A 26,639-nucleotide genomic window follows, 5' to 3' on the forward strand; every position below is an offset into this window, starting at 1 on the left:
AGCAGCGGGCCGGCCGGGTTGTTGACCACTGCCGTGAGCACTCCGCACGAGGTGGACGCCGTGGTCGTCGGCGCGGGCCAGGCCGGCCTGTCAGGCGCGTACTTCCTGCGCCGCTTCGGCCTGGATCTCGTCGTCCTCGACCGCGAGGACGGTCCTGGCGGGGCGTGGCGGCACCGGTCGCCGACGCTGACGATGGAGAAGATCCACGGCATCTTCGACCTGCCCGGCGTACCCCGTTCCGGCGCGCCCGATCCGTCGCGTCCGGCGGCGGAGGCGGTTCCCGAGTACTACGCCGACTACGAGCGCCGCACGGGGCTCCCGATCGTCCGTCCCGTCACCGTGCGCGCCGTCACCCGCGGACCCGGGGACCGGCTGGTCGTCGCGACCTCGGACGGCGCCTGGGCCGCCCGCGCCGTCGTCAACGCGACCGGCACCTGGACCCGGCCCCACTGGCCCTACTACCCCGGCGCCGCGGACTTCGGGGGCAGGCAGCTGCACTACGCCGATTACCGGGGCCCGGACGAGTTCGCCGGTCTGCGGGTGGTCGTGGTGGGCGGCGGCCACTCCGCGGCCCACGTGCTGTCGGAGATCGCGGGAGTCGCCGCCTCGACGCTGTGGGTGACCAGGCGGCCCCCCGAGTTCCGGGACGGGGACTTCGACCTCGACGAGCGCCGGGCCGCCGTGGCCCGGGTCGAGGCGCGCGTGCGGGCCGGCCTGCCGCCGCAGAGCGTGGTCGGCGCGACCGGGCTCGGGTCCTCGGTCGTCGTACGGCAGGCGCTGGTGAAGGGCGCGCTCGAACGGCTGCCGATGTTCCGCGAGATGATCCCCGGCGGTGTGGCCTGGGACGACGGCACCACGGCCGAGGCCGACGCGATCGTGTGGGCCACCGGCTTCCGCTCGGCTCTCGACCATCTGGCGCCCCTCAGGCTGCGCGCCCCCGGCGGCGGGATCGTCATGGACGGCACCCGCGTGGTCGCCGAGCCGCGCCTGCACCTCATCGGGTACGGCCCGTCCGCCAGCACCGTCGGGGCCAACCGCGCGGGCCGGGCTGCCGCGCAGGAGATCCGCCGCCTGCTCGCCGCCTCCCCCGCAGCCGCCTGATCCCGCCGCCCGCCCGGCCTCGCAGCAGGCCCGGCCTCCGAGGCGGCGCGGTGCCGGCTTCGGGAGGCCTTGGATGAGCGGCGGCCGTCCGGCCCCCGTGTCGCGGACGGCCGCCGCACGTTCTACGCGGCGAGGGTGTCGATCGACACCTGCCACAGCAGGGCGGCCGCCTCGGGGTCGAGCGCGTAGGGCGCCACACCCCGGCGGGTGCCCTCCTGGTGGGGCTCCGCCTCGTTGCAGTCCTCGAAGTAGCGCCCGCCGACGCCGTCCAGCAGCGGCGACGTCGCGACCAGGACGGACGTGGCGGCGCCCTGCTCCGGGGTCTTCCACACCAGGCCGGCCGCGCTGCTCTGCCGCACCATGGCCTGGAGGTCCTCCTCGGCGACGTGCCGCTGGAGGTTGGTCCGGATGCCGCCCGGCATCAGCGCGTTGACCGCGATGCCGTCGGCGGCCCACCGCTTGCTCGCCTCCACCGCGAACAGCACGTTGGCCGTCTTCGACTGCCCGTACGCCAGCCACGGCTCGTAGGCGCGCTCCCGGAAGTGGATGTCCTCGAAGACGACCGGCGACCGCAGATGGGCGCTGGAGCTCACCGAGACGACCCGGGCCCCGCCGGCCGCCGCCAGGGCCGGGTGCAGCCCGGTGGCCAGGGCGAAGTGCCCGAGGTGGTTGGTGGCGAACTGCAGCTCCCAGCCCTCAGGCGTACGGGTCTCGGGCGAGGCCATCACGCCCGCGTTGTTCACCAGGATGTGCAGGGGGCCCTCCCAGGCCGCGACGAACGCGGCGACGGACGCGCGGTCGGCGAGGTCCAGAGGCGCCACGAGCACCTGCTTGTTGCCGGTGGTCGCCACGATGTCCTCGGCCGTGCGCTCCCCCGCCTCGAGGTTGCGGACGGCCAGCGTCACCTCGGCTCCGGCGCCCGCGAGCGCGCGGGCGGTCTCGACGCCGATGCCCGAGGCGCCGCCGGTGACGACGACGCGGCGGCCGGTGAGGTCGACGCCCTCGACGACCTCGGCGGCCGTGGACTGCGCGGTGAACGGCGTGGTGATGCGGCGTGTGTCGGTCATGGTCTTCCCGTCTCCCTCGGCCCCCGGATGGGGAGCACCCGCCGGTACAATGACGAAAGCGGAGGATCCTCCGTTACATGGACGACTCTAAGCGGAGAAAACTCCGGTTAGCAAATCGATCAGGAGGAGCAGTGCCCGACAACGGGTCCGCCGCGGCCAGGCCGCTGCGGGCGGACGCCCGGCGCAACCGCGACCGGCTGCTGGAGTCCGCCGTGCGGGCGTTCTCGCAGGAGGGTCCGGACGTGACGCTGGACGCGATCGCGAAGGACGCGGGCGTGGGCATCGGGACGCTCTACCGCCACTTCCCCACCCGTGAGGCCCTGGTTGAGGCGGCGTACCGGAACGAGCTCGACCGGCTGTGCGACGCGGTGCCGGGCCTGCTGGAGGCCGCGCCGCCGGACCGGGCCACGCGCGCCTGGATGGACCGGTTCGTGGACTACATGACCACGAAGCGCGGCATGGCCGATGCTCTGCGCGCCGTCATCGCCTCCGGCGGCAACCCGTACGCCCACAGCCGCGACCGGCTGGTCGGCGCGATCGCGACCCTGCTGGAGGCGGGCGCCGCGGCCGGTGCGGTACGGCGGGACGTCGAGCCGGGCGACGTCCTGACCGCCCTGAGCGGCGTGTCGCTGGCGGCGGGCGACCCCGCCCAGCGCGAGCAGGCCGGACGGCTGCTCGACCTGCTCATGGACGGCCTGCGCCACGGCACCACGCCCTGACCGCGCCCGCGGTGTGAGGCCCGTTGACCGCTATCCGCCGGCGAGGCGCAGGGCCTCGGCGGCGACGGCTGAGCGGAGGTCGCGGATGCCGGGCCGGCCGCGCAACGGGTGGACGTTGTTGGTGAGCAGCACGACGGTCAGCCGGCGGCCGGGATCGACGACGAGCGAGGTGCCGGTGAACCCGGAATGGCCGAAGGCGTCGCCCAGCGGCCCGACGATGGCCGGGTCGCCGATGCGCACGCCGAGACCCTGCCGATAGGCCGCTCCGGTCACGCCCTGGTCGCGGATCATCTCCTCCACCGAGGCCGGGCCGAGGACGCCGCCGCCCCCGGTGCGCAGCGCCTCCCCGAAGCGCAGCAGGTCGGCGGCCGTGGAGAACAGCCCGGCGTGGCCGGTCACGCCGCCGAGCGCGTGGCAGGTCTCGTCGTGCACCTCGCCCCGCACGCAACCGTGGGACGACCGCTCCGGCTTGTACTCGGTGGCCACGATCCGGCCGGACGGCGCGGGCCGGAAGCCGGTGTCGGCGAGCCCGAGCGGCCCGGTGATCCGTTCGCGGACGAGCACGTCGAGCGGGGCGTCCCCGGCAGCCTCCGCGACCCGCCCCGCCGTGATCATCCCGACGTCCGAGTAGACGTGCGTTCCCAACGGGAAGGCGGCGGGCGTGGACAGCACCAGCCGCCACCGGTCCTCCTCGGGCTCGCCGCCCACCCGGTTGCTCGCGGGCAGGCCCGAGGTGTGGGTCAGCAGGTGGCGGACCGTGACCTCCGGCCGTCCGGCGTAGTGCTCCGGCAGCCAGGCCGCGACCGGGGCGTCCAGGTCCACCCGGCCGTCCTCGGCGAGCGCCAGCAGGACGGCGGCCGTGAACGCCTTGGTGACCGACGCCAGGTCGAAGACCGCGTCAAGCCCGGCGGGCGGCCGTTCGGCCGCCAGGGTCTCGGCGGCGTCGGCGAACCGCACGGCCTCCCCCACCGCGGCGCCGGCGACGACCTCCCCGTCGTGGGAGACGAGGGCGACGGCGGCCGAGGCGACCCCGGGCACGGCCGCCCGCAGGCGATCCTCAAGCATCCCGCAGCGCCGCGGCCAGCCGGTTGCCGTGGGCCGCGAGCACGGCCCTGGCGTCGTCGGCGCCCACGCCGCATTCGATCATGACGACGGCGGTCTTCACGTCGCGCCCGGCGTCCTCCAGGACCTCCCGGGCCCGGGCCGAGGGGGCGCCGGTGATGTCGGCGACCATCCGGGCGGCGCGGTCGACCAGCTTGGAGTTGCTCGCCACCACGTCGACCATGTGGTTCCCGTACGTCCGGCCCGTCTTGATCATCGTGATCGTGGAGATCATGTTGAGCACGAGCTTCTGGGCCGTCCCGGCCTTGAGCCGGGTCGAGCCGGTGACGATCTCGGGCCCCACGACGACCTCGATCGCGTGGTGGGCCGCCGCGCCGAGCGGGGTGCCGGTGTTGCAGGCCAGCCCGACCGTGAGCGCCCCCCGGCGGCGGGCCTCGGCCACGGCGGCGACGACGTACGGCGCCCGGCCGCTGGCGGAGATCCCGACGACGGAGTCGAGCGGCCCGGCGCCCTTGTCCCGGATCACGGCGGCGCCGGCCTCCGCGTCGTCCTCGGCCCCCTCGACCGACCGGACCAGCGCGACCTCGCCGCCCGCGATGATCCCCTGGACGAGGTCGGGGTGGGTGCCGTAGGTGGGCGGGCACTCGGAGGCGTCGAGGACGGCGAGCCGCCCGGACGTGCCCGCGCCGACGTAGAGGAGGCGGCCGCCCGCGGTCATCCGCCCGGCGATGCCGTCGATCGCGGCGGAGATCGCCGGGACGGCCCGGCCCACGGCGGCGGGCACGGTGGCGTCGGCCGCGTTCATGAGCCGCGCGATCTCCTCCGTCGGGAGCGTGTCAATCCCGCTGTATCGGGGATCGCTCTGTTCAGTGGCGAGAGCGGCAAGTGACTGCGTCATGGTTCCTCATCTTCGAGATATCCGAAAGATCCAGATGACTCGCGTGCGCACGGGCCTCGAACGGCTGACCGGGCACCCCCGGCCGGTCGGACGGGACCGCGTCGGCCTCGTCACCAACCCCACCGGGGTCCTGCCCGATCTGACGCCGTCGGCACCGGCGCTGCTGGCGGCGGGCGTCCGGGTGACCGCGCTGTTCGGCCCCGAGCACGGGCTGCGCGGCGCGGCCCAGGCGGGCGAGGGCGACGCGGCACCGGCCGACCCCGTCACCGGCCTGCCCGTGTTCGACACGTACGGCAGGTCGGGCGGGGACCTCGACGCGCTCGTGGCCTCCGCCGGCGTGGACGCCCTGGTGTTCGACATGGCCGACGTCGGCGCCCGCTTCTACACGGACGTCTGGACGATGTACGACCTGATGGAGTCGGCGGCGCGGCTCGGGCTGCGGTTCGTCGTGCTCGACCGGCCCGACCCGATCAGCGGGGCGCTGGCGGAGGGACCACAGCTCGACCCGGCCTTCGCGAGCTTCGTCGGGCGCGCGCCCGTCGCCGTGCGGCACGGGCTGACGCCCGGCGAGATAGCGCTGCTCGCCAACCGCACGATCAAGGCGAGGCTGGACGTCGTCCCGCTGAGCGGGTGGCGGCGGGAGCGCTACTTCGACGCGACCGGCCTGCCGTGGGTGATGCCGTCGGCCAACATGCCGACGCTGGACACCGCGATCGCCTACCCGGGCACCGGGCTGTTGGAGGGCACGAACGCCGCGGAGGGCCGTGGCACGACCCGGCCGTTCGAGCTGGCCGGGGCGCCGTACGCCGACGGGCGGCTGGTCCCGGCGCTCGCGGACCTCGGGCTGCCGGGCGTCCGGTTCCGCGAGACCTGGTTCACGCCGACGTTCGGCCGGCACGCGGGCGCGGTCGTGCGCGGCGTCCAGCTCCACGTGACCGACCGGCTCGCGTTCCGGCCGGTGCTGACCGGCGTGTCGATGCTCCACACGCTGCGCGTGCTGTATCCCGGCGCGTTCGCCTGCGACCCGTTCCTCGACCTGCTGTGGGGGTCGGACGCCCTGCGGCGCGCCCTCGACGCGGGCCGCGACCCGCGCGGCCTCGTCCCGGACGGCGGCCCGGAGGGGGCGGAGCTCCTGTACGGCTGACATCAGTCCAGCGGGCGGCGGTAGAGCCAGAAGACGCGCTCGGCGCGCGCGGCCACCGCCCGCGAGTAGAAGCGCAGGGGACCCACCCAGCCGATCTCGACCCGGCGCAGACCGGCGGCGGCCTGCTCGGCCAGGCACCGGCGCAGCAGCACGCGGCCCACCCCGAGCCCGCGGGCGGCCTCGGCCGTGCCCATCGGCCCGAACCAGTTCGGCCGCGAGCCCCAGGCGGCGAAGCCGAGGATCTCCGCGTCCCGGACGGCGTAGTGGCAGCCGGTCGCCTGCTCCGCCTCCCAGGCCCAGCGGTCGTTCCACTGCTCACGGACGAACGCGCTCACGGCGGCCCGCTCCTCCGGCGCCGCCGCCGCGACGGCGACCCCGGCCTCCGCGAGCCGCTCCAGGTCGGCGTCCTGGTCCCAGGACGCCGGGTGCCATCCGGTGACCAGGTCGGCGGTCATGTTCCACGCCACCCGGTACCGCTCGTACCCCCGGCTCTCCGCGAGGCAGGCCGCGGGGGTGTACCGGACGTCGATCCCGGGCCACCCGTAGCACGGCGGGTTCCCGGCGAACCGCGCCTCGGTGGCCCCCTCGGCCCGCAGCCACTCCTCCGCGGCGCCGACCAGCGCCCGGCCGAGGCCGCGGCCCTGGGCGGCCGGGTCGACCGCGACCAGGTCGAGGTGGCCGCCGCCGTCGCGGCCCACGGACGCGAACACCACGCCGTCGAGGCCGGGCGTGACCAGGGCCGTCCAGCGGCGATCCGGGGGCGGGGCCGCGAGCCGCCGCACGACCTGCGCGGCGTCGCCGGCGTCGGCCCACAGCGCGGCCGCGGCCAGGTCGCCGAGGCGCCCCGCCGCCTCGGCCGCAACCCGCCCGGGAGCGAGCGGCGCGACCGCGGTCACCCGCCGGCCCCCGCGTGGCGCCCGGCTCCCACGGGGATGACGCTGCGCCGCTGGGGGTGGAAGCAGGCGTGGCGCTGCCCGCCCTCCCCCGGCCGTCCGAGCACGGGCATCTCGCTCACGCACCGCTCGGTGGCGAACGGGCACCGGCGGGCGAACAGGCAACCCCCGTCTGCCTGCGCCTCGTCGAGCGCCTCGGTCGGCACCACGCGCTCGGGTCCCGGCCGCTCCAGCCCGTGCAGGACCGGGATGGCCGACAGCAGCGACTGCGTGTACGGGTGGACCGGGTCGGCGATGACCGTCTCGGTGTTCCCGCGCTCGACGACCTGCCCCCGGTAGAGCACGTACAGCTCGCTGTCGTCCCCGATGTAGCGGGCCGTGGCGATGTCGTGGGTGATGAACAGCACGCCCACCCCGAGCCGCAGCCGCAGGTCCTTCAGCAGCGAGAGGATGCCGAGCCGCAGCGAGACGTCGATCATCGAGACGGCCTCGTCGGCGACGAGCACCTCGGGGTCCATGGTGAGCGCGCGGGCGATCACCACCCGCTGCCGCATGCCTCCGGACAGCTGGTGGGGGTAGCGCGGCAGCACGTAGCCCGGGTCGAGGCCCACGAGGGACAGCAGCTCCTCGGCCCGCTCGTCCGTCCACGACCGGGATCGGTCCGTCTGCCGGGCGCGCAGCGCGAGCGGCGCCTGCAGCGTCTGGTGGACGGTCCGGGTGGGGTTCAGCGCCGAGTACGGGTCCTGGTGGATGAGCTGGATCCGGCGGAAGTACGGCTGCCGCCTGCGGTGGCTCAGCCCGGACATCGAGACGCCGTCGATGACGATGTCGCCCGAGTCGTACGTCTCCAGCCCGGCGATGATCCGGCCGAGCGTCGTCTTCCCGCAGCCCGACTCGCCGATGAACGAGACCGCCCCGCCCTTGGGCACGGCGAAGTCGACGCCGCGCAGCGCGGGCACGTCGCGTCCGCCGAGGACGCCGCCCCGCTGCTTGTACGTCTTGGTGACGCCGGTCCCGACGATCACGCGAACTCCTTCCGCTTGACGAGCGCGAGCGGGTGGTCGACGGCGTGGCAGGCCACGGTGCGCCCGTCGCGGAACACGGGGATCGGCTCGTCGGTCTCGCAGACGGCCATGCGGCGCTCGCAGCGCTCCCGGAACACGCACCCGGCGGCGGGCAGCGTCCCCAGCGTAGGCGGGCGTCCCGGCAGCGCCCGGGCCTCGGAGATGTCGCCCGACAGCCGGGGGATGGCCCGGATGAGGCCCTGCGTGTACGGGTGGCGGGGCGCGCCGAGCACCTCGGTGACCTCGCCGTGCTCGACGACCCTGCCGCCGTACATGACGGCGAGGCTGTCGGCGACCTCGGCGATCGCGCCGACGTCGTGGGTGATGACGAGCGTGGTGAGGGACCGCTCGTCGTGGACCTCGCGGATGATCCGCAGGATCGTCGCCTGGGTGATCATGTCGAGGGCCGTGGTCGGCTCGTCCAGCACGACGACCTTGGCGTTGAGGACGAGCGCGAGCATGATGCCGACGCGCTGGCGCATGCCGCCCGACAGCTCGTGCTGGTGGGAGTCGAGCACCCGGGCTCCGTCCATGCCCATGCGGGCCAGCAGCTCCTTGGCGTCGCGCACCAGCCCCCGCAGGTCCTCCACGTCGTGGGAGCGGCCGAGGTCGAGCAGCTGCTTGCCGATGGTCTTGAGCGGGTTCAGCGAGTTCTGCGCGGCCTGGAAGACGTACCCGACCTGGCGGCCGCGGGCCCGCCGCAGGTCCTCGCCGCCGAGGGTGAGCACGTCGCCGAGGCCGTCGATCTCGACGCTGCCGGCCGCGATCCTGCCGGGCGGCTGGACGGCGTTGAGCAGCGACAGCGCGAGCGTGGACTTGCCCGAGCCCGACTCGCCGACGACGCCGGTGATCGTGCCGGGCTCCAGGCTCAGGTTCACGCCGGAGACGGCGGGGAGCTCGCCGGCGGGGGTCTTGTAGACGACGGTCAGGTCGCGGATCCGCACGCCGGGGGCGGTGACGGTGGTGGGGGTCATCGGGGCTACTCCTCCCGCAGCCGGGGGTTGAAGATCTCGTCCATCGCGTCGACGATCAGCACGATGCCCAGCGTGAGCAGCAGGATCGCGAGGAGGGGGGCCAGCAGGTACGGCAGGGCGGCCGGGGTGGTGAGCGCGCCGCCGTTGAAGACCGCGAGGTTCAGCATCACGCCCCAGTTGTTCGACTCGAACGGCAGGACGCCGAGGAAGAACAGGCCGACCTGGGCGTAGACCGCGCCGGTGACCGCGATGAGCATGTTCATGGCGATGTACGGCGCCATCCCGGGCAGCAGCTCCCGCCCGATGATGTGCCGGGTCGGCAGGCCGAGCCCCCGGGCGGCCTCGATGAACCCGCGCTCCCGCAGAGACAGGGTCTGGGACCGCACGGCGCGGGCGATGCCGCCCCATCCGAGCAGCCCGAGCACCAAGCCCATCTCGAGCGGCCCCTCGAACTTCCACACCGTGGACAGCACGAGCAGCAGCGGCAGGCCGGGGATGGCCAGGTTCATGTCGGTGAGCCGCATGAGCACCGTGTCCCACCGGCCGCGCCGGAACCCGGCGAACAGCCCGATGGCCGTCCCCACCGCCACCGTGATGGCGGCCGTGGCGAGGCCGGTGAGCAGGACGTACCGGGCTCCGGTGACGACGAGCGCGAGCACGTCGGTGCCCTCGAAGTCGGTGCCGAAGGGATGGGCGAGGCTGGGCGGCGCGTAGAGCGCGTTGTCGTCCCTTGGCAGGTTGTCGGGGTAGAGCAGCGGCCCGGCGATCCCCATCAGCGCGAACAGGACGATGATGACGACGCCCGCCATCCGGCTCGGCTTGCGGCGCAGCACCCGCCAGACGCCGCGCCAGAAGTTGCGGCGCAGCGTCGCCCGGGTGGTCCTGGCCGGCGAGGCCTGGGGGTCGGCCACCCCCTCGGGGTTGATGATGACCGTCATGCGGCGCCTCCGCTCCTGACCCGCGGGTCGATCGCCGTGTAGAGCAGGTCGGCCACGATGTTGGCGACCACGATGCCGATGGTGATCACCAGGAACGTGCCGCCCATGAGCGCGTAGTCGCGGCTGGTGATGCTGTTGACCAGCAGCAGGCCGAGGCCCGGATAGTTGAAGATCTCCTCGATGAAGATCGAGCCGCCGAACAGCATGCCGATCGACAGGGCGAGGATCGTGAACAGCGGCAGGATCGCGTTGCGCGCGAGGTACCGGAACACGATGCCCCGCTTCAGCCCCCGCAGCTCGGCCGCGAGGATGAAGTCGTCGCCGAGCACGGCGACCACGTTCGACTTCATCGCGAGGATCCAGCCTCCGTAGCTGGCCAGCGTGTACGTCACGACCGGCAGCACGGCGTGCTGCAGCAGCGAGCCCAGATAGCCCGGGTTGAGGCCGGGGACGAACTCGACGTCCACCGGGCCGCCCGACGGCAGGATCGGCCACAGCGTCGCGAAGATCGCGGTGAGCAGGAGCCCGATCACATACACCGGAACCCCGTGGAGCAGCGAGCCCGACAGCGCGAGCATGTCGCCGAGCTTCCCGGACCGCTTGATCGCGGCGTACACGCCCATGGTCACGCCGAGCAGGAAGCTCAGCAGCGTGCCCGCGAGGACCGGGAGCACGGTCCACCGGGCCGCCGACCCGATCAGCGTGGTGACCTCGACGCCCGGCGTGCTCAGCGAGCGCCCGAGGTCGAGGTGGAGCAGCGAGCCCATGTAGCCGAGGTACTGCTGCCACAGGCTGCCCGTCGGCAGGAAGCCGTACAGGACGGCCGTGGCCCGCTCGGCCTGCTCGGGCGACATGCCCTTCTGGATCAGGCTCTCGTACTGCCCCAGCACCGGGTTGCCGGGGATCTCCCGGATGATGACGAAGCTGATCGTCGCCACGACCCAGACCATCACCAGGCCGCGGACCAGATGGCCGCCAGTCTTGCGGGCGACGGCGCCCCACCGGGGCCGGCCCCGGACCGCGTTCGTCATGCCTGCCTCTTCTTGATCATCCCGAGCTGCATCCACACGCCGGACGACAGCCGCAGCGACTCGTCGTCGTCCGGCGGGAACGCCGTGTACCGGGAGGTGTTCACGAACTGGGTGTTGACGTAGTCCCACAGCTGGATCACGGGGACCTGCTGGTTGGCGATCCGCGCAAGGACGCCCACGATCTGCTTCTGCTCCTGCGGCGAGGCGAAGTTGAGCCTGGCGGTCAGCTCGCCCGGATCCACGCGGCCGTCCGCGCCCGCGTCCACGACCTGCGGGCCGCCCATCCAGTTTCCCTCGGTGCCCGGCGCGACGTGCCGCAGCCTGCCGCCGAACATCTGCCAGCCGTTCGCCTGCCCGAACAATCGCTGGAAGATGTTGTACGGCGAGGGTCCTAGCCCGATCAGCCAGAACCCGACGTCGTACTTGCCGTCGGCGAGCTCGCCCAGGTACAGCGTGTAGTCGGCGGCCGTGACCACGGTGGCGTCGATGCCGTGGTCCACGAGCTGGCTGCTGATCGACTTGGCCGCGGACACCCAGTCGGAGAACGACGCGGGCACGTGGATCTGCACCTTCCACGGCTTGCCGTCCGGCATGGCCCACTTGCCTCCGCGCAGGACCATGCCGGCGGCGCGCAGCTCGGCCGCGGCCTTCGCCGGGTCGACGCGGTAGGGGTCGAGGCGGTCGAACCCGTCGCCGAGCCAGGCCCGGGCGGCCTTGGCGTGGATGCCGGAGGTGGTCGCGGCCGGGGTGCCGCCCTCCGGGGAGGCGATCCTGGTGACCTGCGCCCGGTCGATCAGGTAGGCGAGCGCCCGGCGCACGTGCGCGTTGTCGTACGGCTTGTGGGCCTGGTTGAAGGCCATCGCGGTGGAGACCGGCGAGTAGCCGCGGACGACCCGGCTGCCCCGCGCCTCCTGGATGCGCTCCATGACGGCGGTCGGGACCGAGGTGAAGGGCGCGTTGTCGAGCCTGCCGGAGATCAGGTAGTTCCAGATCTGCTCGTTGCCCGTGTAGTTGAGGACCTTGACCTTGTCGGGCGCGATCGCCCGGCTGTTGTAGAAGTACGGGTTGCGCCTCAGCAGCGCCGCGCCCGGGTTGACCCGCTCCAGCACGAACGGCCCGGCGGACACGTCGTGCGGCGGGGCGAACCCGATGACCTTCTCGGCGAGGCCGGTGATGCGCGACTTGGCGCGCTCGGCGGCCTGGCCGCTGCCGGTCTGGGCGAGCTTGAGCGTGCTCCAGAAGTCCCCGGGCAGCAGCCGCCCGAAGACGTGGGCCGGCACGACCACCGTCGAGAGCAGATTGCTCAGGAACATGGAGCTCCGGTTGGCGCCCTGGGTGATCCTGATGGTCTTGCCGTCCACGACCTGGATGTCGGCCGCGGCGCCGGCCGCCTTGGGGTCGAGCGCGTACGCCGTGCCGCCCTGGGTGTAGGCGAGGCCGATCGACACCCGGACGTCCTCGCTGGTGACCGGCTCGCCGTCGGACCAGCGGGCGTTCGGCTGGAGGTGGATCACGACCTCGCGCTGGTCGGGGCTGACCGTCCAGCTGCTCGCGATGGCCGGGTAGTACTGGTTGGGGTCGATCGGGTCGTTCTTCGGCCAGGCCAGCGCCATGCCGTTGTACCCCGAGAAGACCGATCCCACGGGGTTGAACGGGTTGATCGGGGCGCTCGCGTTGATCTGCTTGCTGCCGTCGATCGTGGTGTAGACGCCCCCCGCCGTCGCGGTGTCGGTCGTCCCGGTACTGCCGCACGCGGTGGCTGTGGCGATGGCCGCCAGAGCCGCGATCGCCGCGAGTCGCTTCATGGGCTGCTCCTGGTTCCCGATTGCCTGGACAATACGGGCGGCGTCAGGGAGGCGTCAATTTTTTCCGCGTAAGGAGTCAGCTGCGGAGTAAATTTTTACCCACGTCTTCTACCTGGGACGACATAGCGCGCGGGCGTCGCCGGACGTCGCCGAGGAACCGGTCGAGGGCCTCCCTGGTGGCCTTCAGCGCGCCCTCCGAGGCGTCGAACGTGCGCTGCGCGAGGCCGACGAAGACGCAGTCGACGATCAGCAGCTGGCTGATCCGGCTCGCGAGCGCGCCCGGCCGGAAGGCCGTCTCCCGGCCCGCCGAGACGAGCACGTGGTCGGCCAGCCCGGCGAGCGTCGAGCGGGGGTTGTTCGTGATCGCCACCGTCGTGGCGCCGGCCGCCCGCGCCGTGCCGATCGGCTCGAGGACGTCCGGCGTCTCCCCCGAGCAGCTCACACCGACCGACACGTCGCCCGGACCGGCCAGCGCCGCCCCGGTCAGCGCCAGGTGCACGTCGGTGAAGGCGTGCCCGGCCACGCCGATGCGCAGCAGCTTCTGGGCCATGTCGGCGGCGACGAGGCCGGAGGCGCCCACGCCGTAGACGGCGACCCGGCGGGCCCCGGCCAGGGCGTCCACCACCGCGCCCAGGCGGTCGGGGTCGAGCTGGGCCGCCGTGTCCGCGAGCGCGTCCGACTCGGCCCGGGCCACCTTGGCGATCACCTCGGCGAGCGGGTCGTCCGGGGACAGGTCGCCGGGCACGAGCCGTTCGGGCCGTTCCCTGGCCGAGGCGGCGGCGAGCGCCAGGCGCATCTGCGAGTAGCCGGTGAAGCCCAGCGCCCTGGCCGTACGGACGATCGTCGCCTGGCTCGTCCCGGAGGCCGCGCTCAGCTCCGTGATCGTGCTGCCCGCCACCATGGCCGGATCGTCGAGGATGAGGCGCGCGATGGCCCGCCCTGCGGGGGTGAGCGAGGGCAGCACGGCGCGCACGGTGGCCACCAGGCCGTCGGGATCGGCGGCGGGAGGACGCTGGTCCATCGGAATCTCCTTGGGGAAATCGGGGTCGGTGGCGCAGGGGTCAGCCGGCGTGGCGGCCGGTCAGCCAGCGGGCCGCGGCCCGGGCCGAGGCCGTCGAGGCGCCGTGCGTCGCGAGGTACACGCGCCCGCACGGCGGCCCGGGCACGCCCGTCTCGACCACCACGGTGTCGGGCCGGGCCCGTACGGCCTCGTCGAGCAGCCGCCGCATCCACTCGTGCCGCCCGGCGTCGTGGACGGCGACCACGAGCGGACGGCCGGGGCCGGCGAGGGCGGCCAGATCGGGCGGCGCGTCGCCGGGCCCCACCTCGACGCCGGCGGTCCCCGGCAGGTGCTCGGCGAGCGCCTCGGCGAGGGTCAGGGGCGTGGCGCGGCCGACGGCCTGGCTCCGCCACCCGTACAGCCGGACCACCAGCGGCGCGGCCTCCAGCACCGGCGTCTCGACGGCTTCGGCCGGGCGCAGCCCTCCGGCCGGATCCGCGACGCGGAGGGCCGCAGCGGCCGTGGCGAGCCCGAGACCCTCGACGGCCCCGGCGGCGGCCCCGGCGCGGTCGCCGGCCCGCTCCGCGTACCAGGCGGCCAGCTCGTGGACGCGACCGGCCGCCTCCGCCAGCCGCTCCTCCGGCAGCCGCCCCTCGCGCACCGCCCGGACGATCGCGTCGCGCAGCGCGTACACGCTCTCCCCCTGCGCGGACGAGACGCCCACGCACACCACGTCCACCCCCGCGACCAGCGCGCGGACCGCGATCTCGCCCGGGTCGTGCAGCGCGGCGACCGCCTGCATCTCGATCGCGTCGGTGACCACGAGGCCGTCGAAGCCCAGCTCCTCCCGGAGCAGCCCGGTCACGATGGCGCGGCTGAGCGTCGCCGGCTCGTCGTCCAGGGCGGGCACCCGCAGGTGGCCGCACATGACCGCGCGGACGCCGGCGGCGATCGAGGCCCGGAACGGCGGCAGGTCGCGCCGCTCCAGGACGTCCCTGGACGCCCGGACCGTCGGCAGCTCCAGGTGGGAGTCGATCACCGTGTCCCCGTGTCCGGGGAAGTGCTTGGCGCAGGCCGCGACCCCCGCGCTCTGGAAGCCCTCGATCCAGGCGGCGGAGTGACGGGAGACCTCGTCCGGGTCGGACCCGAAGGACCGCACCCCGATGACCGGGTTGCGCGGGTCGGCGTTCACGTCGACGACGGGGGCGTAGTCGAGGGTGATCCCGGCGGCGCCGACCATCCGGCCGATCTGCCGGCCCACCCGGCGGGTCAGCGTCTCGTCCCCGACCACGCCCAGCGCCAGGTTGCCGGGCCAGGAGCTGCCGCCGGCGGCCTCCAGCCGCGTCACCGAGCCGCCCTCCTCGTCGATGGCCACGACGGCTCCCGGGCTCTCCTCGCGCAGGGCGGCCACGAGGGCGGCCGTGCCCGCGGGACCGGCGACGTTGCGGGCGAACAGCAGGACGCCGCCCAGGCCGTCGGCGAGCGCGCGCCGCACCCAGTCGGGCGGGACGGTGCCCTCGAAACCGGGCTGGAGGACGGTCAGGGCCGCCCGCTCCACCTCACCCGCGACCGTCATCGGCCCTCCGCTCCGGCCGGTCCGCGAACGTCCGTCCGATCAGCGCCCGGTGACCCTCTCCCGCGCGGGGATCGCCGGGGGGCAGGGCGGCACGCAGCGCGAGAGCGGCCGCCCCGGCGGCGCCGTCCCCCGCCGGCAGCGACGTCGTCCGGGGTCCCAGCTCGGCCCGCACGAGACGGGCCAGCTCGGTCGGCTCGGTCAGCAGCGATCCCGCCAGCACCAGCGGCCCCCGCTCCTCCCCGGTCCCGTCGGGCTCGCCCACCACCCGCGCCGTACGGCCGAGCCTGCGGGCGGCCTCGCGCACGATGTCGCGCGCCACCTGGTCGCCCCGCCGGGCCGCCGCGTCCACGGCGGGCGCGAGCGACCCGAGCCAGGCGGGCCCCGCCTCGGCGATCCTGTCGTACGCGGCGGCGACGAGGGCCGGGACGTCCTGCGGATCGCCCGCCTCCCCCAGGAGCGCGGCGGCCACCGGCCCGATCAGCGCGGTCGGCGCGCCCCGGCCGTCGAGGGCCGTCAGCGCGGCCGCCACCGCCCGGCGGCCGAGCCACACCCCCGACCCCTCGTCGCCGAACAGCCATCCGAAGCCGTCGGCACGCCGGACGATCCGGCGGCTCCGCACGCGCGCCCCCACGGCGCCGGTGCCCGCGACCAGGACGGTCCCGTCGGCGGCGTCGGTCGTCCCGGTGAAGGCGACCAGCATGTCCGGCACCACCCGGGGACGGCCCGGCAACTCCGCCTCGCTCCAGGCGCGCTCCGCCAGCGCGCGGGCCTGCGCGGCGCCGGCCAGCCCGAACACCCCGCCCGCGACCCGGGAGCGGTCGAGGCTCCCCAGGGCGGCCAGCAGTGCCGCCAGCAGGTTGGCCGACGGGTCGCGGACCGACACGGCGTTGGCACCGCCCGCGCGGCCCCGGCCGAGGATCTCCCCCGACTCGGCGGCCACGACGCAACGCGTGCTGGTGCCCCCGCCGTCGACCCCGACGAACAGCGCCCCCACGACCGCCCCCAACGTAGATACCTTCCAACAACTTATAAGGCGATGGAGAATATCTACAACGGCCGTCCGGCGTCCCCCGAGGAGGGAGAAACGGCGCGACGGCGGGCTCCGGCGAGGCGGGCCGGCGAGGCTCTACTTCTTGCTGTCGGTCAGGTCGACCAGCGCGGTGGCGGCCCGGAAGAACTTGTTGCGGCCGAGGTCGCCCACGGTCTTGATGTTGAAAGCCTTCTTGAGCATCTCGGCGTCGCCCTCGCTCACCCCGGCGAGCGCCTGCACGGGCGCCTTGATCAGCTCGTCCAGGCTCATCTCCTCGTACTCCCGGTCGAGCAGCTTCGCCAGGTCAACCGAAACAGCCATGAGTCCCCCCCGAGTCCAGTGAACCCCGATACCTCTGAGGTGCCCCAACGGCGCTTTTCCGAAGCATCCCGACACGCGGGTCAGGTGAGGAGGAAGGCCAGGGCTACCGGAAGCCGCTGGGACCACCAGTAGGCGTCGTGGCCCCCGATCCACTCCTCGTGCCGTACGGCACAGCCCCGGCCGGAGAGGGCGACGGCCCAGTCCCGCGCGCTCTCCCGGAATCCGCTCTCCAGCGTTCCCGCGCCGAGGTAACAGCGGGCGGGCACTCCTCCGGCCGCCGACGGGTCGTCCCGGGACGGCGGGGAGCCGGGACTCAGCGCCGCGACCCCCCGGAACAGATCCGGCCGCCGGCAGGCGGCGCCCAGCGCCCAGTCGGCGCCGTTGGACACCCCGGCCGCGATCCACGGGCCCGCCGCCGCCCCGCACGTCTCCCGCGCCCAGCCGAGCACCGAGTCCGCCACGAACGCCAGGTGGGCCGCGAAGCGCGGAGGGTCGGTCGAGGGGATGTACTCGCGTCCCCGGGCGTCGCCGGTCTCGTCGGCGCCGCCCGCACCCGACGCGCAGTGGACGCCCACCAGGACGAAGGGCGGCACGTCCCCGGCGAGCACGGCCGGCTCCAGGGTGCGGGCGAGAGCGGGCACGAACTGCCCGTCCGCCATGACACAGCCGGGCAGCGGGCCGGCGGCTCCGGGCGGGCGGTAGACGGTGACGCCGCGCGCCTCCCCCAGGAACCGGAGCTCGTGCCGTTCGACCATGCCCGTCACCACGGCCGCGCCCGGCGCCGGCGAGGGCGCCCGCGGCCCCCGCCACCGGACGGTCACCTGCCCGTCCGCCCGGTGCTCGCCGCGGTCCCCGTGCTCGCCGCGGTCCCCGTGCTCGCCGTGGTCACGGTGCTCGCGGTGGGAGGGCCGCTCGGGCACGACGCTCAATTCGATGACCGCCTCGTCCAGGCCGCGTACCCTGATCGACGCCTCCCACAGGTCAGGGGCGCCGTCGACCGGCCACAGCACGGGCTGCACGCCGCCGCCGACCGCGGGCGGACCGTCCTCGCCACGCCACAGGACGTGCAGGACCTCGCCTTCCGCCCACACGGCCAGGCGCTCGCCGCCCAGCCGGGCGCGCAGGTCGCGCGGATCGCGGGATGCCCACACGCGCAGGACGTCCTGCCCCTCGGGCAGGGCGGCTTCCATGGCGAGCGCCGCCCGAGAGCGGTTCTCCACCAGGAGGGCGGCACGGAGGGCCGCCAGGGTCTCCCGGCCCGCCGCCGCCCGCTCCTCGTCCGTCACGCCGGGACGGCCCCAGGCGATCTGTTCGCCGTCCCGTTCGAACGTCCACAGGCCGAGCCGGTCGTCGTCCACGTGATCGACGGTACCCCGGCCCGGGCCTTCCGTCCCGACCCCCGGCGCGCGGCAGGCGGTCGCCGCCTGCCGCGAGCAGCACCCGCGGCATCGGCGGCATTCCTCCGTTTCGTCCTCCTGGGTGACCCCCTCTCGACATACTCGGAGCAACGTGAGATCACCGGTGCGGGATCGGTGCCGAGCCGAGGAAGCCGACGAATGACTTCTGCCAGGACGACGTCCTCCGTGGGGCGGCACGCGCTCGTCTCCGCCGGCATGCCGGCCGCGGCGTTCGCCGTGCTGCTCCTGGCCCTGTGGTTCGGCGGGGGCAGGCCGAGGCCGGCCATCGAGGGGCTCCCGTCCCCCGGCCCGCTGACGACTTGGGGGCTGCCGCTCGTCCGGCTCGTGCACGATCTGTCCGCCGTGGCGACGGTGGGCGTGCTGCTGACCGCCGTCCTGCTCGCCCAGGACGAGGACGAGCGGCGCCGGATCGCCCGCGCGGCGGCGCCGTGGGCCCTCGTCTGGGCGGCGAGCGCGGCGCTCACCGAGGTCCTGACGCTGTCGGACTTCCTCGGCCTGCCGGTGGGCGACGCACTGCGCTCCGGCGTGCTGACGACGTTCCTCTACTACATCCCGCAGGGCCAGGCGTTCCTGCTGGTCACCCTGGTCGCGCTGACGGTCGCCGTCGGCGCGCTGCTGCCGCTCGACGCGGGGGGACGGGCCCTCCTGCTGGCCCTCGCCGTGTTCGCCGTGCTCCCTCCGGCGTACGCCGGCCACTCGGCCTCCGCGGCCGACCACAACCTGGCCATCTCCAGCCTGATGGCGCACATCCCGGGGGTCGCGCTGTGGGTCGGCGGCCTGGCCGGGCTCGTGGCCTTCCTGCCCGGCTCGGCCGGCCTGCTCACGGCGGTCCGGCGCTTCAGCGCGCTGGCCCTGTGCTGCTTCGTGGCCGTCGGCGTCTCGGGCACGGTCAACGCCTGGGTGCGCCTCGGGGAGGTGTCCCAGCTCTGGGAGTCGCGGTACGGCCTGCTGGTGCTGGCCAAGGCGGCCGCGCTCGCCGCTCTCGGCTGGTTCGGGTGGCGGCACCGCCGGGCCACGATCGCCGCCCTGGAGACCGAGGGGCCCCGGCCGTTCCTGCGGCTGGCGACCGTCGAGGTGGCGGTGATGCTGGCGACCGTCGGCCTCGCGGTCGGGCTGTCGCGCACCGCGCCGCCCGCGTCCGACGGAGTGCCGGGAGTGGCGCAGCACCAGCACGACGCCCTGGGCTACACGCTCCCGCCGTACACCCCGGGGCGCCTGGTCACCGAGATCCGGCCCGACCCGATCGCGCTGCTGGCCGTGGCGGGTCTCGTGGCCGCCTACCTGGCCGGTGTGCGGCGCCTGTCGGCCCGGGGAGAGGGCTGGCCCGCGTGGCGGACCGCGTCGTGGCTGGCCGGGCTGCTCGTCCTCGCGTACGGACTGGCGGGCGGTGTCGCGGCGTACGGCCCCGCCGTCTTCTCGATCCACTCCGCCCAGTACGCGCTGCTGGGCGCCGTCGGCCCGGCGCTCCTCGTGCTGGGGGCGCCGCTCGGCCTGTACCGGCGGGCCGTCCCGTCCGCGGGCGAGCGCGAGGACGGGCCGTGGGCCCGCGCGCTGTCCCTCCCCTGGGTGGCGACGGCCCTCTACGCGGCGCCGTACGTGGCGCTGTACCTCACCGGCCTGTTCGAGGCCGCCCAGACGAGCCTCGCCGTACGGCTGGGCCTCCAGGCGGTGGTGGTGGCGACCGCCGTCGTGTTCCTGGAGGTCGCCACGGGCGTCGACCCGCTCCCGCGCCCGATACGGCCGCAGGTCAGGGCGGCCATGCTGCTGGCCGGCGTCGCGGTGCAGGCGTGGGTCGCCCTGGAACTGCTGGCGGGGCCGCTGCAGGGCCCCGGCTGGTACGCGTCGCTCGCGCTGCCGTGGGGCCCCGAGCGGAACGGCGACCAGCAGCTCGGGGCGCTGCTCGGCCCGGGAGCCGCCGCCCTGACGCTCGCCGCCCTGCTCGTCCTGCTGCTCCTGCGCTGGCGCGATGCGCGGCGGCGGCTGTCGGCCGGCGTCGCCCGGGCGGGCTGACGGCCGGCACGTCCGCTCAGCGGCGGCGGGGCACCTCGTCGCGGTCGAACCGGACCGTCGGCTTCCTGCCCTTGAGCGTGGTCCGCCGCAGGGCCGAGATGACCTCCTGCGCGGCCCCCTCGGGGATCTCCACGAGCGAGAACCGGTCGGCGATCTCGATGGCGCCAATGTCCCGGCCGGAGACGCCGGTCTCGCCGGTGATCGCGCCGACGATGTCCTGCGGGCGGACGCCCGCGCTGCGGCCCGCCCCCACGAAGATCCTGGTCATCCCGCCCGTCTGCCTGCGCGGGCGCCGGTCGTCGCGTCCCGGCCCCTCGCGCCGGCCCCGGTCCGCCCGCTCCGGCCGCGGCGCGACATCGGGGATCTCCTCCTCGTCGGCGGCGGCGCCGGTGGACTCGTGGGCCAGCTTCACGGCCGCGAGCGCGATGTCCATGAGGTCGAACTCGTCGCACAGCGTCTCGACCACGACACGGAAGCGGTCGAGGTCGCCGTCCTCCATGATGCTCTCCTCGAGGGCGGCCCTGGTCAGCTCCAGCCGCCGGGCCCGCAGGTCGGCGACCGTCGGGACCTTCTCTATCGTGATCCGGCTGCGTGTCACCCGCTCGATGGTCTTGAGCATCCGGTGCTCGCGGGGCTCGGCGAGCGTGATCGCCACGCCCTCGCGGCCCGCCCGGCCGACCCGGCCGATCCGGTGCACGTACGCCTCCGGGGCCGACGGCACGTCGTAGTTGATCACATGGGTCAGCTGCTCGATGTCGAGGCCGCGGGCGGCGACGTCGGTGGCCACCAGCAGGTCGGCCGTGCCGGCCCGCAGCCGGCCCATGACGCGGTCGCGCTGCTCCTGGCCCATGCCGCCGTGCAGGGCCTCGGCGCGGTAGCCCCGGCCGTTCATGGTCTCGGTGAGCTGGTCGACCTCCTCCCGCGTGCGGCAGAAGACGATGGCGGCCGTCGGCGCCTCCACGTCGAGCACGCGGCCGAGGGCGGCCGGCTTGTGCGCGCGGGACACCACGTACGCGCTCTGCCGCACCAGCGGGGCCTCGCCTGCCGCCGGGGCCTCGCGCTCGATGCGGATGCGGACGGGCTCGCGCAGGTGACGGCGGGCGATCCCGTCGATGCGGGGCGGCATCGTGGCCGAGAACAAGACCGTCTGGCGCTCCTCCGGGACGTCCTGGAGGATGGCCTCGATGTCCTCGGCGAAGCCCATGTCGAGCATCTCGTCGGCCTCGTCGAGGACGACCATCGCGATGCCCTTCAGCGGGAGCGTCCCCCGTCCGATGTGGTCGAGCGCGCGACCGGGGGTGGCGACCACGATGTCCACGCCCCGCTCCAGCGCCCTGAGCTGCCGCCCGATCGGCTGGCCGCCGTAGATCGGGAGCACCCGCGCCCCGAGGTCCCTGCCGTATCGGTGCATGGCCTCGGAGACCTGGACGGCGAGCTCGCGGGTGGGGACGAGGACGAGCGCGGACGGGGTCTCGCCGCTGCCCTCCTGCAGCCGCTGCAGCACCGGCAGGGCGAAGGCCGCGGTCTTGCCGGTGCCCGTGGCGGCCTGGCCGAGCAGGTCGCGCCCCTCGAGCAGCGGCGGGATCGCCTCGCGCTGGATAGGTGTGGGCTCCTCGTACCCGAGGTCGGACAGGGCCTTGAGAAGCTCGGGACGCAGCGCCAGGTCGGCGAAGCCGGGTCCCTCGTCGCTCATGTCTTCGACCATGTCGGGGCTCCTCATGGGGCTGATGTGCACGGGATGACACTACGGTCTTTCCGCCCCTACCCCGAACTCCGCGTCCGGCGCCTTCCTCTTACGCAGTAGGCCGCGACTCAGCCTGGCGGAGGAGCGGGTTCGGTCTTCCGGGGGATGGCGGGCCGCGCCCGGAGGGGCAGCCTGGAGACGAGGAGCCGATCCGACGAGGGGGTCCCATGGAAGGCACGGTCCGGTGGACACGGTGGGCGGGCGTCGCGGTGGTCGCGCTCGCGGCCGCCCTCCTCGTGGTCTCCTGCGGCACGCGGCACTCCCCGGGAGCCGGGAGCGGCGCGGCGCACGCGGCCCACGCCGCGGCGGGCACGGACCCGGCCGGCGGCGCGGAGGACGGCGCCACGGCGGGCCACGGTGGGCACGGGACGGCGGCGCCGCCGCCCCCGGCGCCGCTGCGGCCCGGGGAGCGGTTCGTGACGCTCACGCTGCCGCAGCCGTACCGGCCGGCGGCCCCCTCGGGCGGCACCGACGAGTACCGGTGCTTCCTGCTCGACCCGAAGCTGACCGCGCCGGCCTTCCTGACCGGCAGCCAGTTCCTCCCGCAGAACACCGCGATCGTGCATCACGCGATCGTCTTCCGGGTGGGACCCCAGGAGGCGAAGGCGGCGCGGTCCCTGGACGCCTCCACCCCGGGCGAGGGGTGGACCTGCTTCGGGGATGCCGGCGTGGAGAACGGCGCCTGGGTCGGCCACTGGGCCCCGGGCGCCAATGAGACCCTGCTCAGGCAGAAGGCGGGATATCCGATGCCGGCGGGCAGCCGGATGATCCTGCAGATCCACTACAACCTGCTGGCCACCGGCGGCAGGCCGGGCGGCACGGACCGGTCGGGCATCCGGCTGCGGCTCGCCGAGGGCGCGGACGGCCTCATCCCCCTGGAGACGGGCCGGCTGGTCGCGCCGATCGAGCTTCCCTGCACGCCACAGGAGTCGGGTCCGCTGTGCGACCGGGCCGCCGCCGTCCGCGACGTCGCCCACCGCTTCGGCGAGCAGGCCCGGGGCATGGTCGACGGCCTGACGCAGATGTGCGGGAAGGGCGCGCCCCCGGCCCCCGGGCCGACGCAGCACTGCGACGTCAGGCCGGAGCGGGGCGGCACCATCTACGCGGTCGCCGGGCACATGCACCTGCTCGGCCGGTCGATCAGGATCGAGCTCGACCCGGGCACGCCGAAGGCCAGGACGCTGCTCGACATCCCGTCGTACGACTTCGACGACCAGGCCATCCATCCGCTGGCGACGCCCGTCGCGGTCAAGCCCGGGGACACGCTCCGGGTGACCTGCACGCACGACGCCGGGTTGCGCCGCCTGCTGCCGGCCCTGCGCGGCCTGCCGCCCCGCTACGTGGTCTGGGGCGAGGGCACCAGCGACGAGATGTGCCTGGGGCTGCTCGTCTGGTCCATGCCCCGTTGACAGCAGTTGCAGAAATATTCTGAAAAACAGGCCGTTCTTGCGCAAAGCATTGCACTCAGCGGCGCAGTAACTTCCGGGCGACGTCCGGGACACACGGAATCCGGGCGGTGGAAGGAGTCGGGCCGGGCGTAGGCGCGCCCGGCCCGACGGAGGGATCCCATCCGCACTGTCAGGAGACCCCGCCATGAGATCCTACAAACCCCTGGCCGCCGTGACGGCGGCCCTGCTGACGTGCGCCGGGCTCGCGGCGCCCGTGGCGCTCGCCAGGCCGGCCAGGGCAGTTCGAGCTACGGCGGCTACTCCTTCGGCAAGTACAGCTACCCCGGCCTCTACTCCTCCGCCGACTTCCACTCCCCCACCTGCGCCATCACGAACTACGGCGACGCGTCGAACGTGCAGGGCTGCGAGCTGTCCGGCCTGGCCGACCTGAACACCGGCTCCTCCTACGTCCGCGACCAGATCGCCGCGTACCTGAACAAACTGACCTCGCTTGGGGTGGACGGCTTCCGCGTCGACGCGGCCAAGCACATCAGCCCGGCCGCGGGTTCGTCACCGACGCCGACTGCTCGAACGGCCGCTGGACCTGCTTCCACCGCCAGATGACCGGCATGGTGGGCTTCTACGACACGGTCGCCGGCACCGGGGTGGCCGACTGGTACGACAACGGCGACAACGTCATCGCGTTCAGCCGGGGCGCGAAGGGCTGGGTGGCGATCAACAACGGAGTCGCCCCGCTGACGCGGACCTTCACCACCGGGCTGCCCGCCGGGACGTACCAGAACGTCGCGGGGAGCGGGGTCGGTCACCGTGGCCGCCGACGGGACCGCGCCGGTCACGGTGGCGGCGAAATCGGCGGTGGCCGTCCGCGTCGGCGCGCCGGCGTCGCCGCCGCCCACCGGCGGCACGGTCGCGGCCACGTTCACCGCGACCGCGACCACCGTCTGGGGCCAGAACGTGTACGTCGTGGGGAACATCCCGGCGCTCGGGTCCTGGAACACGGCGAACGCGATCCCGATGTCGCCGGCGTCGCACCCGGTGTGGTCGGCCACGGTCACGCTGCCCGGCTCGACCGGGGTCGAGTACACGTACATCAAGAAGAACCCGGACGGCTCGGTGACCTGGGAGAGTGGGGCGAACCGGACCTTCACCACAGGATTCGGCGGATCGGTCACACGCTCCGATACCTGGCGATGACCCCGGGCCCAGCGGGTAGCGTGTGCGCGTGGATCATCGGGGACTGACACGGGCACGGGTCGCGGTCGCGGCCACGTTCGCCCTGCACGGCGCGGTGACCGGTAGCTTCGCGACCCGGATCCCGTGGATCCAGGACCACCTGCACACCGGGCCCGGCGGCCTCGGCCTGGCCCTGCTCGCGCCCGCCGTCGGGTCGCTCGTGGCGATGCCGACCGCGGGCCGCGTCACCCACCGGTTCGGCGGCCGCGCGGTCACCCGCTGGCTCATCGCGCTGTGGTGCGCGATGCTCGCCTTCCCCGCGCTCGCACCCAACCTGCCGTCGCTGTGGCTCGTCCTGTTCGTGTACGGGGCTGTGGCCGGGATGTGCGACGTCGCCATGAACGCCCAGGGCGTCGTGGTCGAGCAGCGGCTCGGCCGTTCGATCATGTCGGGCCTGCACGGCATGTGGAGCGTGGGCGGCCTGGTGGCCGGCGGCGTCGGGATCCTTGCCGCCCACGCCGGCCTCGACGCCCGCGTGCACCTGGGGGCGATGGCCGTCGTGCTGATCGTGGCCGGCCTCGGCGTCGGGCCCTTCCTGCTGGACGTGCGGCCGGGGGCGGACGAGGCCGCGCCGCCGCACTTCGTCCTGCCGGCGCGGGAGGTCCTGCTCATCGGGCTGATCGGATTCGCCGGGATCTTCGGCGAGTCGGCCAGCCAGGACTGGTGCGCGGTCTACCTGAAGCAGGTCGCCGGAGCCTCGCCCGCCGTGGCGGCGGCGAGCTACACGGCGTTCGCGTTCATGATGGCCGCCGGCCGCCTGTGCGGGGACGCCGTGGTCCGCCGCGTGGGCCCGGTCCGCACCGTCCGCGCCGGAGGGGCGCTCGCGACGCTCGGCGGCGTCCTCGTGGTGGCCGGGCGGGCGCCGGTCCCGGCCATCGCCGGGTTCATGCTGATCGGCCTCGGCATCGCCGTGGTGATCCCGCTGGTCTTCGCCGCCGCCGGCAACGCCGGGCGGACACCGAGCGAGGGCGTGGCCGGCGCGGCCACCGTCAGCTACGCCTCGGGCTTCGTCGCGCCGAGCGCCATCGGCGGCATCGCCGCCGTCACCGGGCTGCCGATCTCCTTCGGGCTCGTCACGGCCCTCCTGGCCGCCGTCCTGCTCGGGGCGGGCGTGCTCCGCCCCTCCGCCGCCGGCGCGCGCACCCGCCTCACCCCCGACTCCCCCGCCGAGCCCGCCTGAGGTCACCTGCAGAGGCCGCGGGAGCCCGCCACCCAGGCTGAGCCCGCCCGAGGCCGCCGGTCCTGGCTCTCGTCCGCGCGCCCTCAAAACCGCGCGGCTGGAGGGCTGGACGGTGCTCAGCCCGAGTAGGCGGCGCGGGCCTGGCGGACGACGCTGCGCAGGGCAGGCGACGCCGGTCCGCTCCGCTCGGTCAGCTGGGCGATCCGCTGCCGGTGCTCCCGCCGCTTGGCCGACGGGAGCACGGTCCCGACCTCGCCCGCGGCCGCGAGCGCGACGAGCGCCGCGTCCCGCGCGTCGACGCGGGAGACGGGACCGGTGAGCGCGCCGTGGACCCGGTCCGCGAGCCGCCGGGACACCCGGGTGTCGCGGACCCGGACGAGACGCGTGCTGAAGATCAGCAGCTGCTTGCGTGTCTCCCTCCGGACCAGCCGCTTCTCCTCCAGCCTGTCGAGGACCGCCTCCACCGTCCTGCGGCGGTCCTTGCCGATCCAGTGCCGCCACGTCCGGGGCGGGGAGGCGGCGAGGGCGGCCAGCAGGTCGTCCAGGACCGGATCGCCGACGGCCTCCTCGGTCAGGACGCGCACCCTGCCGCCGTCGTCGGCGATGCGGCCGCGCAGCAGCAGGTCGGTGAGCGCCGCCGCGCGGAGGAGATAAGGGAACGGCAGGCCCGTCACCACCCGCTCCCTGCGGGGGTCGTAGCCGAGGAGGCAGAGCTGCTCCGCCAGGGAGCCGGGGATGTCCACGCGGACCGCCTTCTCTCAGTCGTCGTCGGATGGGGCCCCGGCGTCCGGCGGCGCGACGCCCTCCGGAGCTTCGGCCGGGGCGGGTGACTTGGGCGGACGGCCGCGCCGGGGGATGCGGCCGGCGCCGCCCGGGAGCCGTCCCGCGTCGGACAGCGCCCGCCGGAGCAGGAACTCGATCTGCGCGTTGGTGCTGCGCAGCTCGTCGCCGGCCCACCGGGCCAGCGCGTCGTGCACGGCGGGGTCGAGCCGGAGCAGGATGCTCTTTCGCTCGGTCGCCAC

General features: G+C 74.7%; 25 protein-coding genes and 1 pseudogene. 9 read left to right on the top strand and 17 right to left on the bottom strand.

The features are described 5' to 3' along the window. Positions 1 to 33 precede the first annotated feature (33 nt). Positions 34 to 1,101, top strand: coding sequence for an FAD-dependent oxidoreductase (locus tag Mco01_RS22380; protein WP_239103824.1), 1,068 nt, complete (start codon positions 34 to 36; stop codon positions 1,099 to 1,101). A 122-nt stretch (positions 1,102 to 1,223) separates the two neighbouring features. Here the strand turns inward: Mco01_RS22380 and Mco01_RS22385 are convergent, their stop codons facing one another. Beyond that, positions 1,224 to 2,168 carry an SDR family NAD(P)-dependent oxidoreductase gene (locus tag Mco01_RS22385; protein WP_204058843.1) on the bottom strand — a complete coding sequence of 315 codons (945 nt, stop codon included), beginning with the start codon at positions 2,166 to 2,168 and terminating at the stop codon, positions 1,224 to 1,226. Positions 2,169 to 2,299: 131 nt separating this feature from the next. Here Mco01_RS22385 and Mco01_RS22390 point away from each other — a divergent pair, with 131 nt between their 5' ends. Next, positions 2,300 to 2,887 carry a TetR/AcrR family transcriptional regulator gene (locus tag Mco01_RS22390; protein ID WP_204058844.1) on the top strand — a complete coding sequence of 196 codons (588 nt, stop codon included), beginning with the start codon at positions 2,300 to 2,302 and terminating at the stop codon, positions 2,885 to 2,887. Positions 2,888 to 2,917: 30 nt separating this feature from the next. Here the strand turns inward: Mco01_RS22390 and Mco01_RS22395 are convergent, their stop codons facing one another. Together Mco01_RS22395 and murQ are read right to left on the bottom strand one after the other, a co-directional pair. Beyond that, the gene (locus Mco01_RS22395; RefSeq protein WP_204058845.1) at positions 2,918 to 3,952 is read right to left on the bottom strand and encodes a serine hydrolase domain-containing protein; all 1,035 of its coding nucleotides are present in this window, start codon (positions 3,950 to 3,952) and stop codon (positions 2,918 to 2,920) included. Continuing rightward, positions 3,945 to 4,847 carry an N-acetylmuramic acid 6-phosphate etherase gene (murQ, locus tag Mco01_RS22400; RefSeq protein WP_204058846.1) on the bottom strand — a complete coding sequence of 301 codons (903 nt, stop codon included), beginning with the start codon at positions 4,845 to 4,847 and terminating at the stop codon, positions 3,945 to 3,947. The genes Mco01_RS22395 and murQ overlap by 8 nt, the downstream gene beginning before the upstream one ends. 34 nt (positions 4,848 to 4,881) lie before the next feature. On the opposite strand from murQ, the gene Mco01_RS22405 reads away from it, so the two are divergent. Further along, a complete protein-coding gene (locus Mco01_RS22405; RefSeq protein ID WP_204058847.1) occupies positions 4,882 to 5,991 on the top strand; it encodes an exo-beta-N-acetylmuramidase NamZ family protein in 1,110 nt (369 codons plus the stop codon). A gap of 2 nt (positions 5,992 to 5,993) precedes the next feature. Here Mco01_RS22405 and Mco01_RS22410 read toward each other — a convergent pair whose 3' ends face one another. The 11 genes from Mco01_RS22410 to Mco01_RS22460 form a co-directional block, all read right to left on the bottom strand. Then, positions 5,994 to 6,887, bottom strand: coding sequence for a GNAT family N-acetyltransferase (locus Mco01_RS22410; RefSeq protein WP_204058848.1), 894 nt, complete (start codon positions 6,885 to 6,887; stop codon positions 5,994 to 5,996). Continuing rightward, positions 6,884 to 7,909 (bottom strand): ABC transporter ATP-binding protein, encoded by a 1,026-nt coding sequence (locus tag Mco01_RS22415; RefSeq protein WP_204058849.1) that lies wholly within the window; start codon positions 7,907 to 7,909, stop codon positions 6,884 to 6,886. Before Mco01_RS22415 ends, Mco01_RS22410 begins: the two co-directional genes overlap by 4 nt. Beyond that, entirely contained in the window at positions 7,906 to 8,922 is a 1,017-nt protein-coding gene (locus tag Mco01_RS22420; RefSeq protein ID WP_239103825.1) for an ABC transporter ATP-binding protein, read from the bottom strand. The genes Mco01_RS22415 and Mco01_RS22420 overlap by 4 nt, the downstream gene beginning before the upstream one ends. Before the next feature lie 5 nt (positions 8,923 to 8,927). Next, a complete protein-coding gene (locus Mco01_RS22425; protein WP_036319884.1) occupies positions 8,928 to 9,860 on the bottom strand; it encodes an ABC transporter permease in 933 nt (310 codons plus the stop codon). Then, positions 9,857 to 10,891 carry an ABC transporter permease gene (locus Mco01_RS22430; RefSeq protein WP_204058850.1) on the bottom strand — a complete coding sequence of 345 codons (1,035 nt, stop codon included), beginning with the start codon at positions 10,889 to 10,891 and terminating at the stop codon, positions 9,857 to 9,859. Before Mco01_RS22430 ends, Mco01_RS22425 begins: the two co-directional genes overlap by 4 nt. Continuing rightward, positions 10,888 to 12,696 (bottom strand): ABC transporter substrate-binding protein, encoded by a 1,809-nt coding sequence (locus Mco01_RS22435; protein ID WP_204058851.1) that lies wholly within the window; start codon positions 12,694 to 12,696, stop codon positions 10,888 to 10,890. The genes Mco01_RS22430 and Mco01_RS22435 overlap by 4 nt, the downstream gene beginning before the upstream one ends. 76 nt (positions 12,697 to 12,772) lie before the next feature. Next, complete coding sequence (locus Mco01_RS22440) at positions 12,773 to 13,717, bottom strand: MurR/RpiR family transcriptional regulator (RefSeq protein WP_204058852.1); 945 nt, start codon at positions 13,715 to 13,717, stop codon at positions 12,773 to 12,775. Positions 13,718 to 13,757: 40 nt separating this feature from the next. Beyond that, the gene (locus Mco01_RS22445; RefSeq protein WP_204058853.1) at positions 13,758 to 15,272 is read right to left on the bottom strand and encodes a glycoside hydrolase family 3 protein; all 1,515 of its coding nucleotides are present in this window, start codon (positions 15,270 to 15,272) and stop codon (positions 13,758 to 13,760) included. Further along, complete coding sequence (locus Mco01_RS22450) at positions 15,256 to 16,278, bottom strand: N-acetylglucosamine kinase (protein WP_239103826.1); 1,023 nt, start codon at positions 16,276 to 16,278, stop codon at positions 15,256 to 15,258. The genes Mco01_RS22445 and Mco01_RS22450 overlap by 17 nt, the downstream gene beginning before the upstream one ends. 120 nt (positions 16,279 to 16,398) lie before the next feature. Then, on the bottom strand, positions 16,399 to 16,623 hold the full coding sequence (locus tag Mco01_RS22455; RefSeq protein WP_036319889.1) for a hypothetical protein: 225 nt from the start codon (positions 16,621 to 16,623) through the stop codon (positions 16,399 to 16,401). Between the two features lie 80 nt (positions 16,624 to 16,703). Continuing rightward, positions 16,704 to 17,981, bottom strand: coding sequence for an alpha/beta hydrolase (locus Mco01_RS22460; protein WP_204058854.1), 1,278 nt, complete (start codon positions 17,979 to 17,981; stop codon positions 16,704 to 16,706). A gap of 198 nt (positions 17,982 to 18,179) precedes the next feature. Here Mco01_RS22460 and Mco01_RS22465 point away from each other — a divergent pair, with 198 nt between their 5' ends. After that, positions 18,180 to 20,051, top strand: coding sequence for a bifunctional copper resistance protein CopD/cytochrome c oxidase assembly protein (locus Mco01_RS22465; protein ID WP_204058855.1), 1,872 nt, complete (start codon positions 18,180 to 18,182; stop codon positions 20,049 to 20,051). Between the two features lie 16 nt (positions 20,052 to 20,067). Here Mco01_RS22465 and Mco01_RS22470 read toward each other — a convergent pair whose 3' ends face one another. Then, positions 20,068 to 21,756 carry a DEAD/DEAH box helicase gene (locus tag Mco01_RS22470; protein ID WP_204058856.1) on the bottom strand — a complete coding sequence of 563 codons (1,689 nt, stop codon included), beginning with the start codon at positions 21,754 to 21,756 and terminating at the stop codon, positions 20,068 to 20,070. A 206-nt stretch (positions 21,757 to 21,962) separates the two neighbouring features. On the opposite strand from Mco01_RS22470, the gene Mco01_RS22475 reads away from it, so the two are divergent. The 5 genes and pseudogenes from Mco01_RS22475 to Mco01_RS22495 all read left to right on the top strand — a co-directional run bounded on the left by Mco01_RS22475 (position 21,963) and on the right by Mco01_RS22495 (position 25,617). Next, positions 21,963 to 23,204, top strand: a complete 1,242-nt coding sequence (locus tag Mco01_RS22475; RefSeq protein ID WP_204058857.1) for a monooxygenase — start codon at positions 21,963 to 21,965, stop codon at positions 23,202 to 23,204. A 231-nt stretch (positions 23,205 to 23,435) separates the two neighbouring features. Beyond that, the gene (locus Mco01_RS22480; protein ID WP_204058858.1) at positions 23,436 to 23,807 is read left to right on the top strand and encodes an alpha-amylase family glycosyl hydrolase; all 372 of its coding nucleotides are present in this window, start codon (positions 23,436 to 23,438) and stop codon (positions 23,805 to 23,807) included. A gap of 5 nt (positions 23,808 to 23,812) precedes the next feature. Continuing rightward, positions 23,813 to 23,959, top strand: a pseudogene (locus tag Mco01_RS40245) (alpha amylase C-terminal domain-containing protein); the annotation flags it as partial. Between the two features lie 52 nt (positions 23,960 to 24,011). Next, positions 24,012 to 24,398, top strand: a complete 387-nt coding sequence (locus Mco01_RS22490; RefSeq protein WP_204058859.1) for a carbohydrate-binding module family 20 domain-containing protein — start codon at positions 24,012 to 24,014, stop codon at positions 24,396 to 24,398. A gap of 28 nt (positions 24,399 to 24,426) precedes the next feature. Next, complete coding sequence (locus Mco01_RS22495) at positions 24,427 to 25,617, top strand: MFS transporter (RefSeq protein ID WP_239103827.1); 1,191 nt, start codon at positions 24,427 to 24,429, stop codon at positions 25,615 to 25,617. Between the two features lie 116 nt (positions 25,618 to 25,733). Here Mco01_RS22495 and Mco01_RS22500 read toward each other — a convergent pair whose 3' ends face one another. Then, a complete protein-coding gene (locus Mco01_RS22500; protein ID WP_204058861.1) occupies positions 25,734 to 26,360 on the bottom strand; it encodes a GOLPH3/VPS74 family protein in 627 nt (208 codons plus the stop codon). 15 nt (positions 26,361 to 26,375) lie between these two features. Continuing rightward, on the bottom strand, positions 26,376 to 26,639 hold the full coding sequence (locus tag Mco01_RS22505) for a type II toxin-antitoxin system antitoxin (protein WP_204058862.1): 264 nt from the start codon (positions 26,637 to 26,639) through the stop codon (positions 26,376 to 26,378).

Origin of the sequence: Microbispora corallina (genome assembly GCF_016863035.1) — a bacterium.
In the GTDB taxonomy this organism is placed as follows: Bacteria; Actinomycetota; Actinomycetes; order Streptosporangiales; family Streptosporangiaceae; genus Microbispora; species Microbispora corallina.

What these genes read in the sequence shown, in the direction of transcription:
- Mco01_RS22470 (WP_204058856.1), bottom strand. Translation starts at nt 21,756, where the DNA reads ATGGTCGAAGACATGAGCGACGAGGGACCCGGCTTCGCCGACCTGGCG.
- Mco01_RS22385 (WP_204058843.1), bottom strand. Translation starts at nt 2,168, where the DNA reads ATGACCGACACACGCCGCATCACCACGCCGTTCACCGCGCAGTCCACG.
- Mco01_RS22465 (WP_204058855.1), top strand. Translation starts at nt 18,180, where the DNA reads ATGACTTCTGCCAGGACGACGTCCTCCGTGGGGCGGCACGCGCTCGTC.
- Mco01_RS22445 (WP_204058853.1), bottom strand. Translation starts at nt 15,272, where the DNA reads ATGACGGTCGCGGGTGAGGTGGAGCGGGCGGCCCTGACCGTCCTCCAG.
- Mco01_RS22440 (WP_204058852.1), bottom strand. Translation starts at nt 13,717, where the DNA reads ATGGACCAGCGTCCTCCCGCCGCCGATCCCGACGGCCTGGTGGCCACC.
- Mco01_RS22455 (WP_036319889.1), bottom strand. Translation starts at nt 16,623, where the DNA reads ATGGCTGTTTCGGTTGACCTGGCGAAGCTGCTCGACCGGGAGTACGAG.
- Mco01_RS22395 (WP_204058845.1), bottom strand. Translation starts at nt 3,952, where the DNA reads ATGCTTGAGGATCGCCTGCGGGCGGCCGTGCCCGGGGTCGCCTCGGCC.
- Mco01_RS22420 (WP_239103825.1), bottom strand. Translation starts at nt 8,922, where the DNA reads ATGACCCCCACCACCGTCACCGCCCCCGGCGTGCGGATCCGCGACCTG.
- Mco01_RS22430 (WP_204058850.1), bottom strand. Translation starts at nt 10,891, where the DNA reads ATGACGAACGCGGTCCGGGGCCGGCCCCGGTGGGGCGCCGTCGCCCGC.
- Mco01_RS22405 (WP_204058847.1), top strand. Translation starts at nt 4,882, where the DNA reads ATGACTCGCGTGCGCACGGGCCTCGAACGGCTGACCGGGCACCCCCGG.
- Mco01_RS22435 (WP_204058851.1), bottom strand. Translation starts at nt 12,696, where the DNA reads ATGAAGCGACTCGCGGCGATCGCGGCTCTGGCGGCCATCGCCACAGCC.
- Mco01_RS22475 (WP_204058857.1), top strand. Translation starts at nt 21,963, where the DNA reads ATGGAAGGCACGGTCCGGTGGACACGGTGGGCGGGCGTCGCGGTGGTC.
- Mco01_RS22425 (WP_036319884.1), bottom strand. Translation starts at nt 9,860, where the DNA reads ATGACGGTCATCATCAACCCCGAGGGGGTGGCCGACCCCCAGGCCTCG.
- murQ (WP_204058846.1), bottom strand. Translation starts at nt 4,847, where the DNA reads ATGACGCAGTCACTTGCCGCTCTCGCCACTGAACAGAGCGATCCCCGA.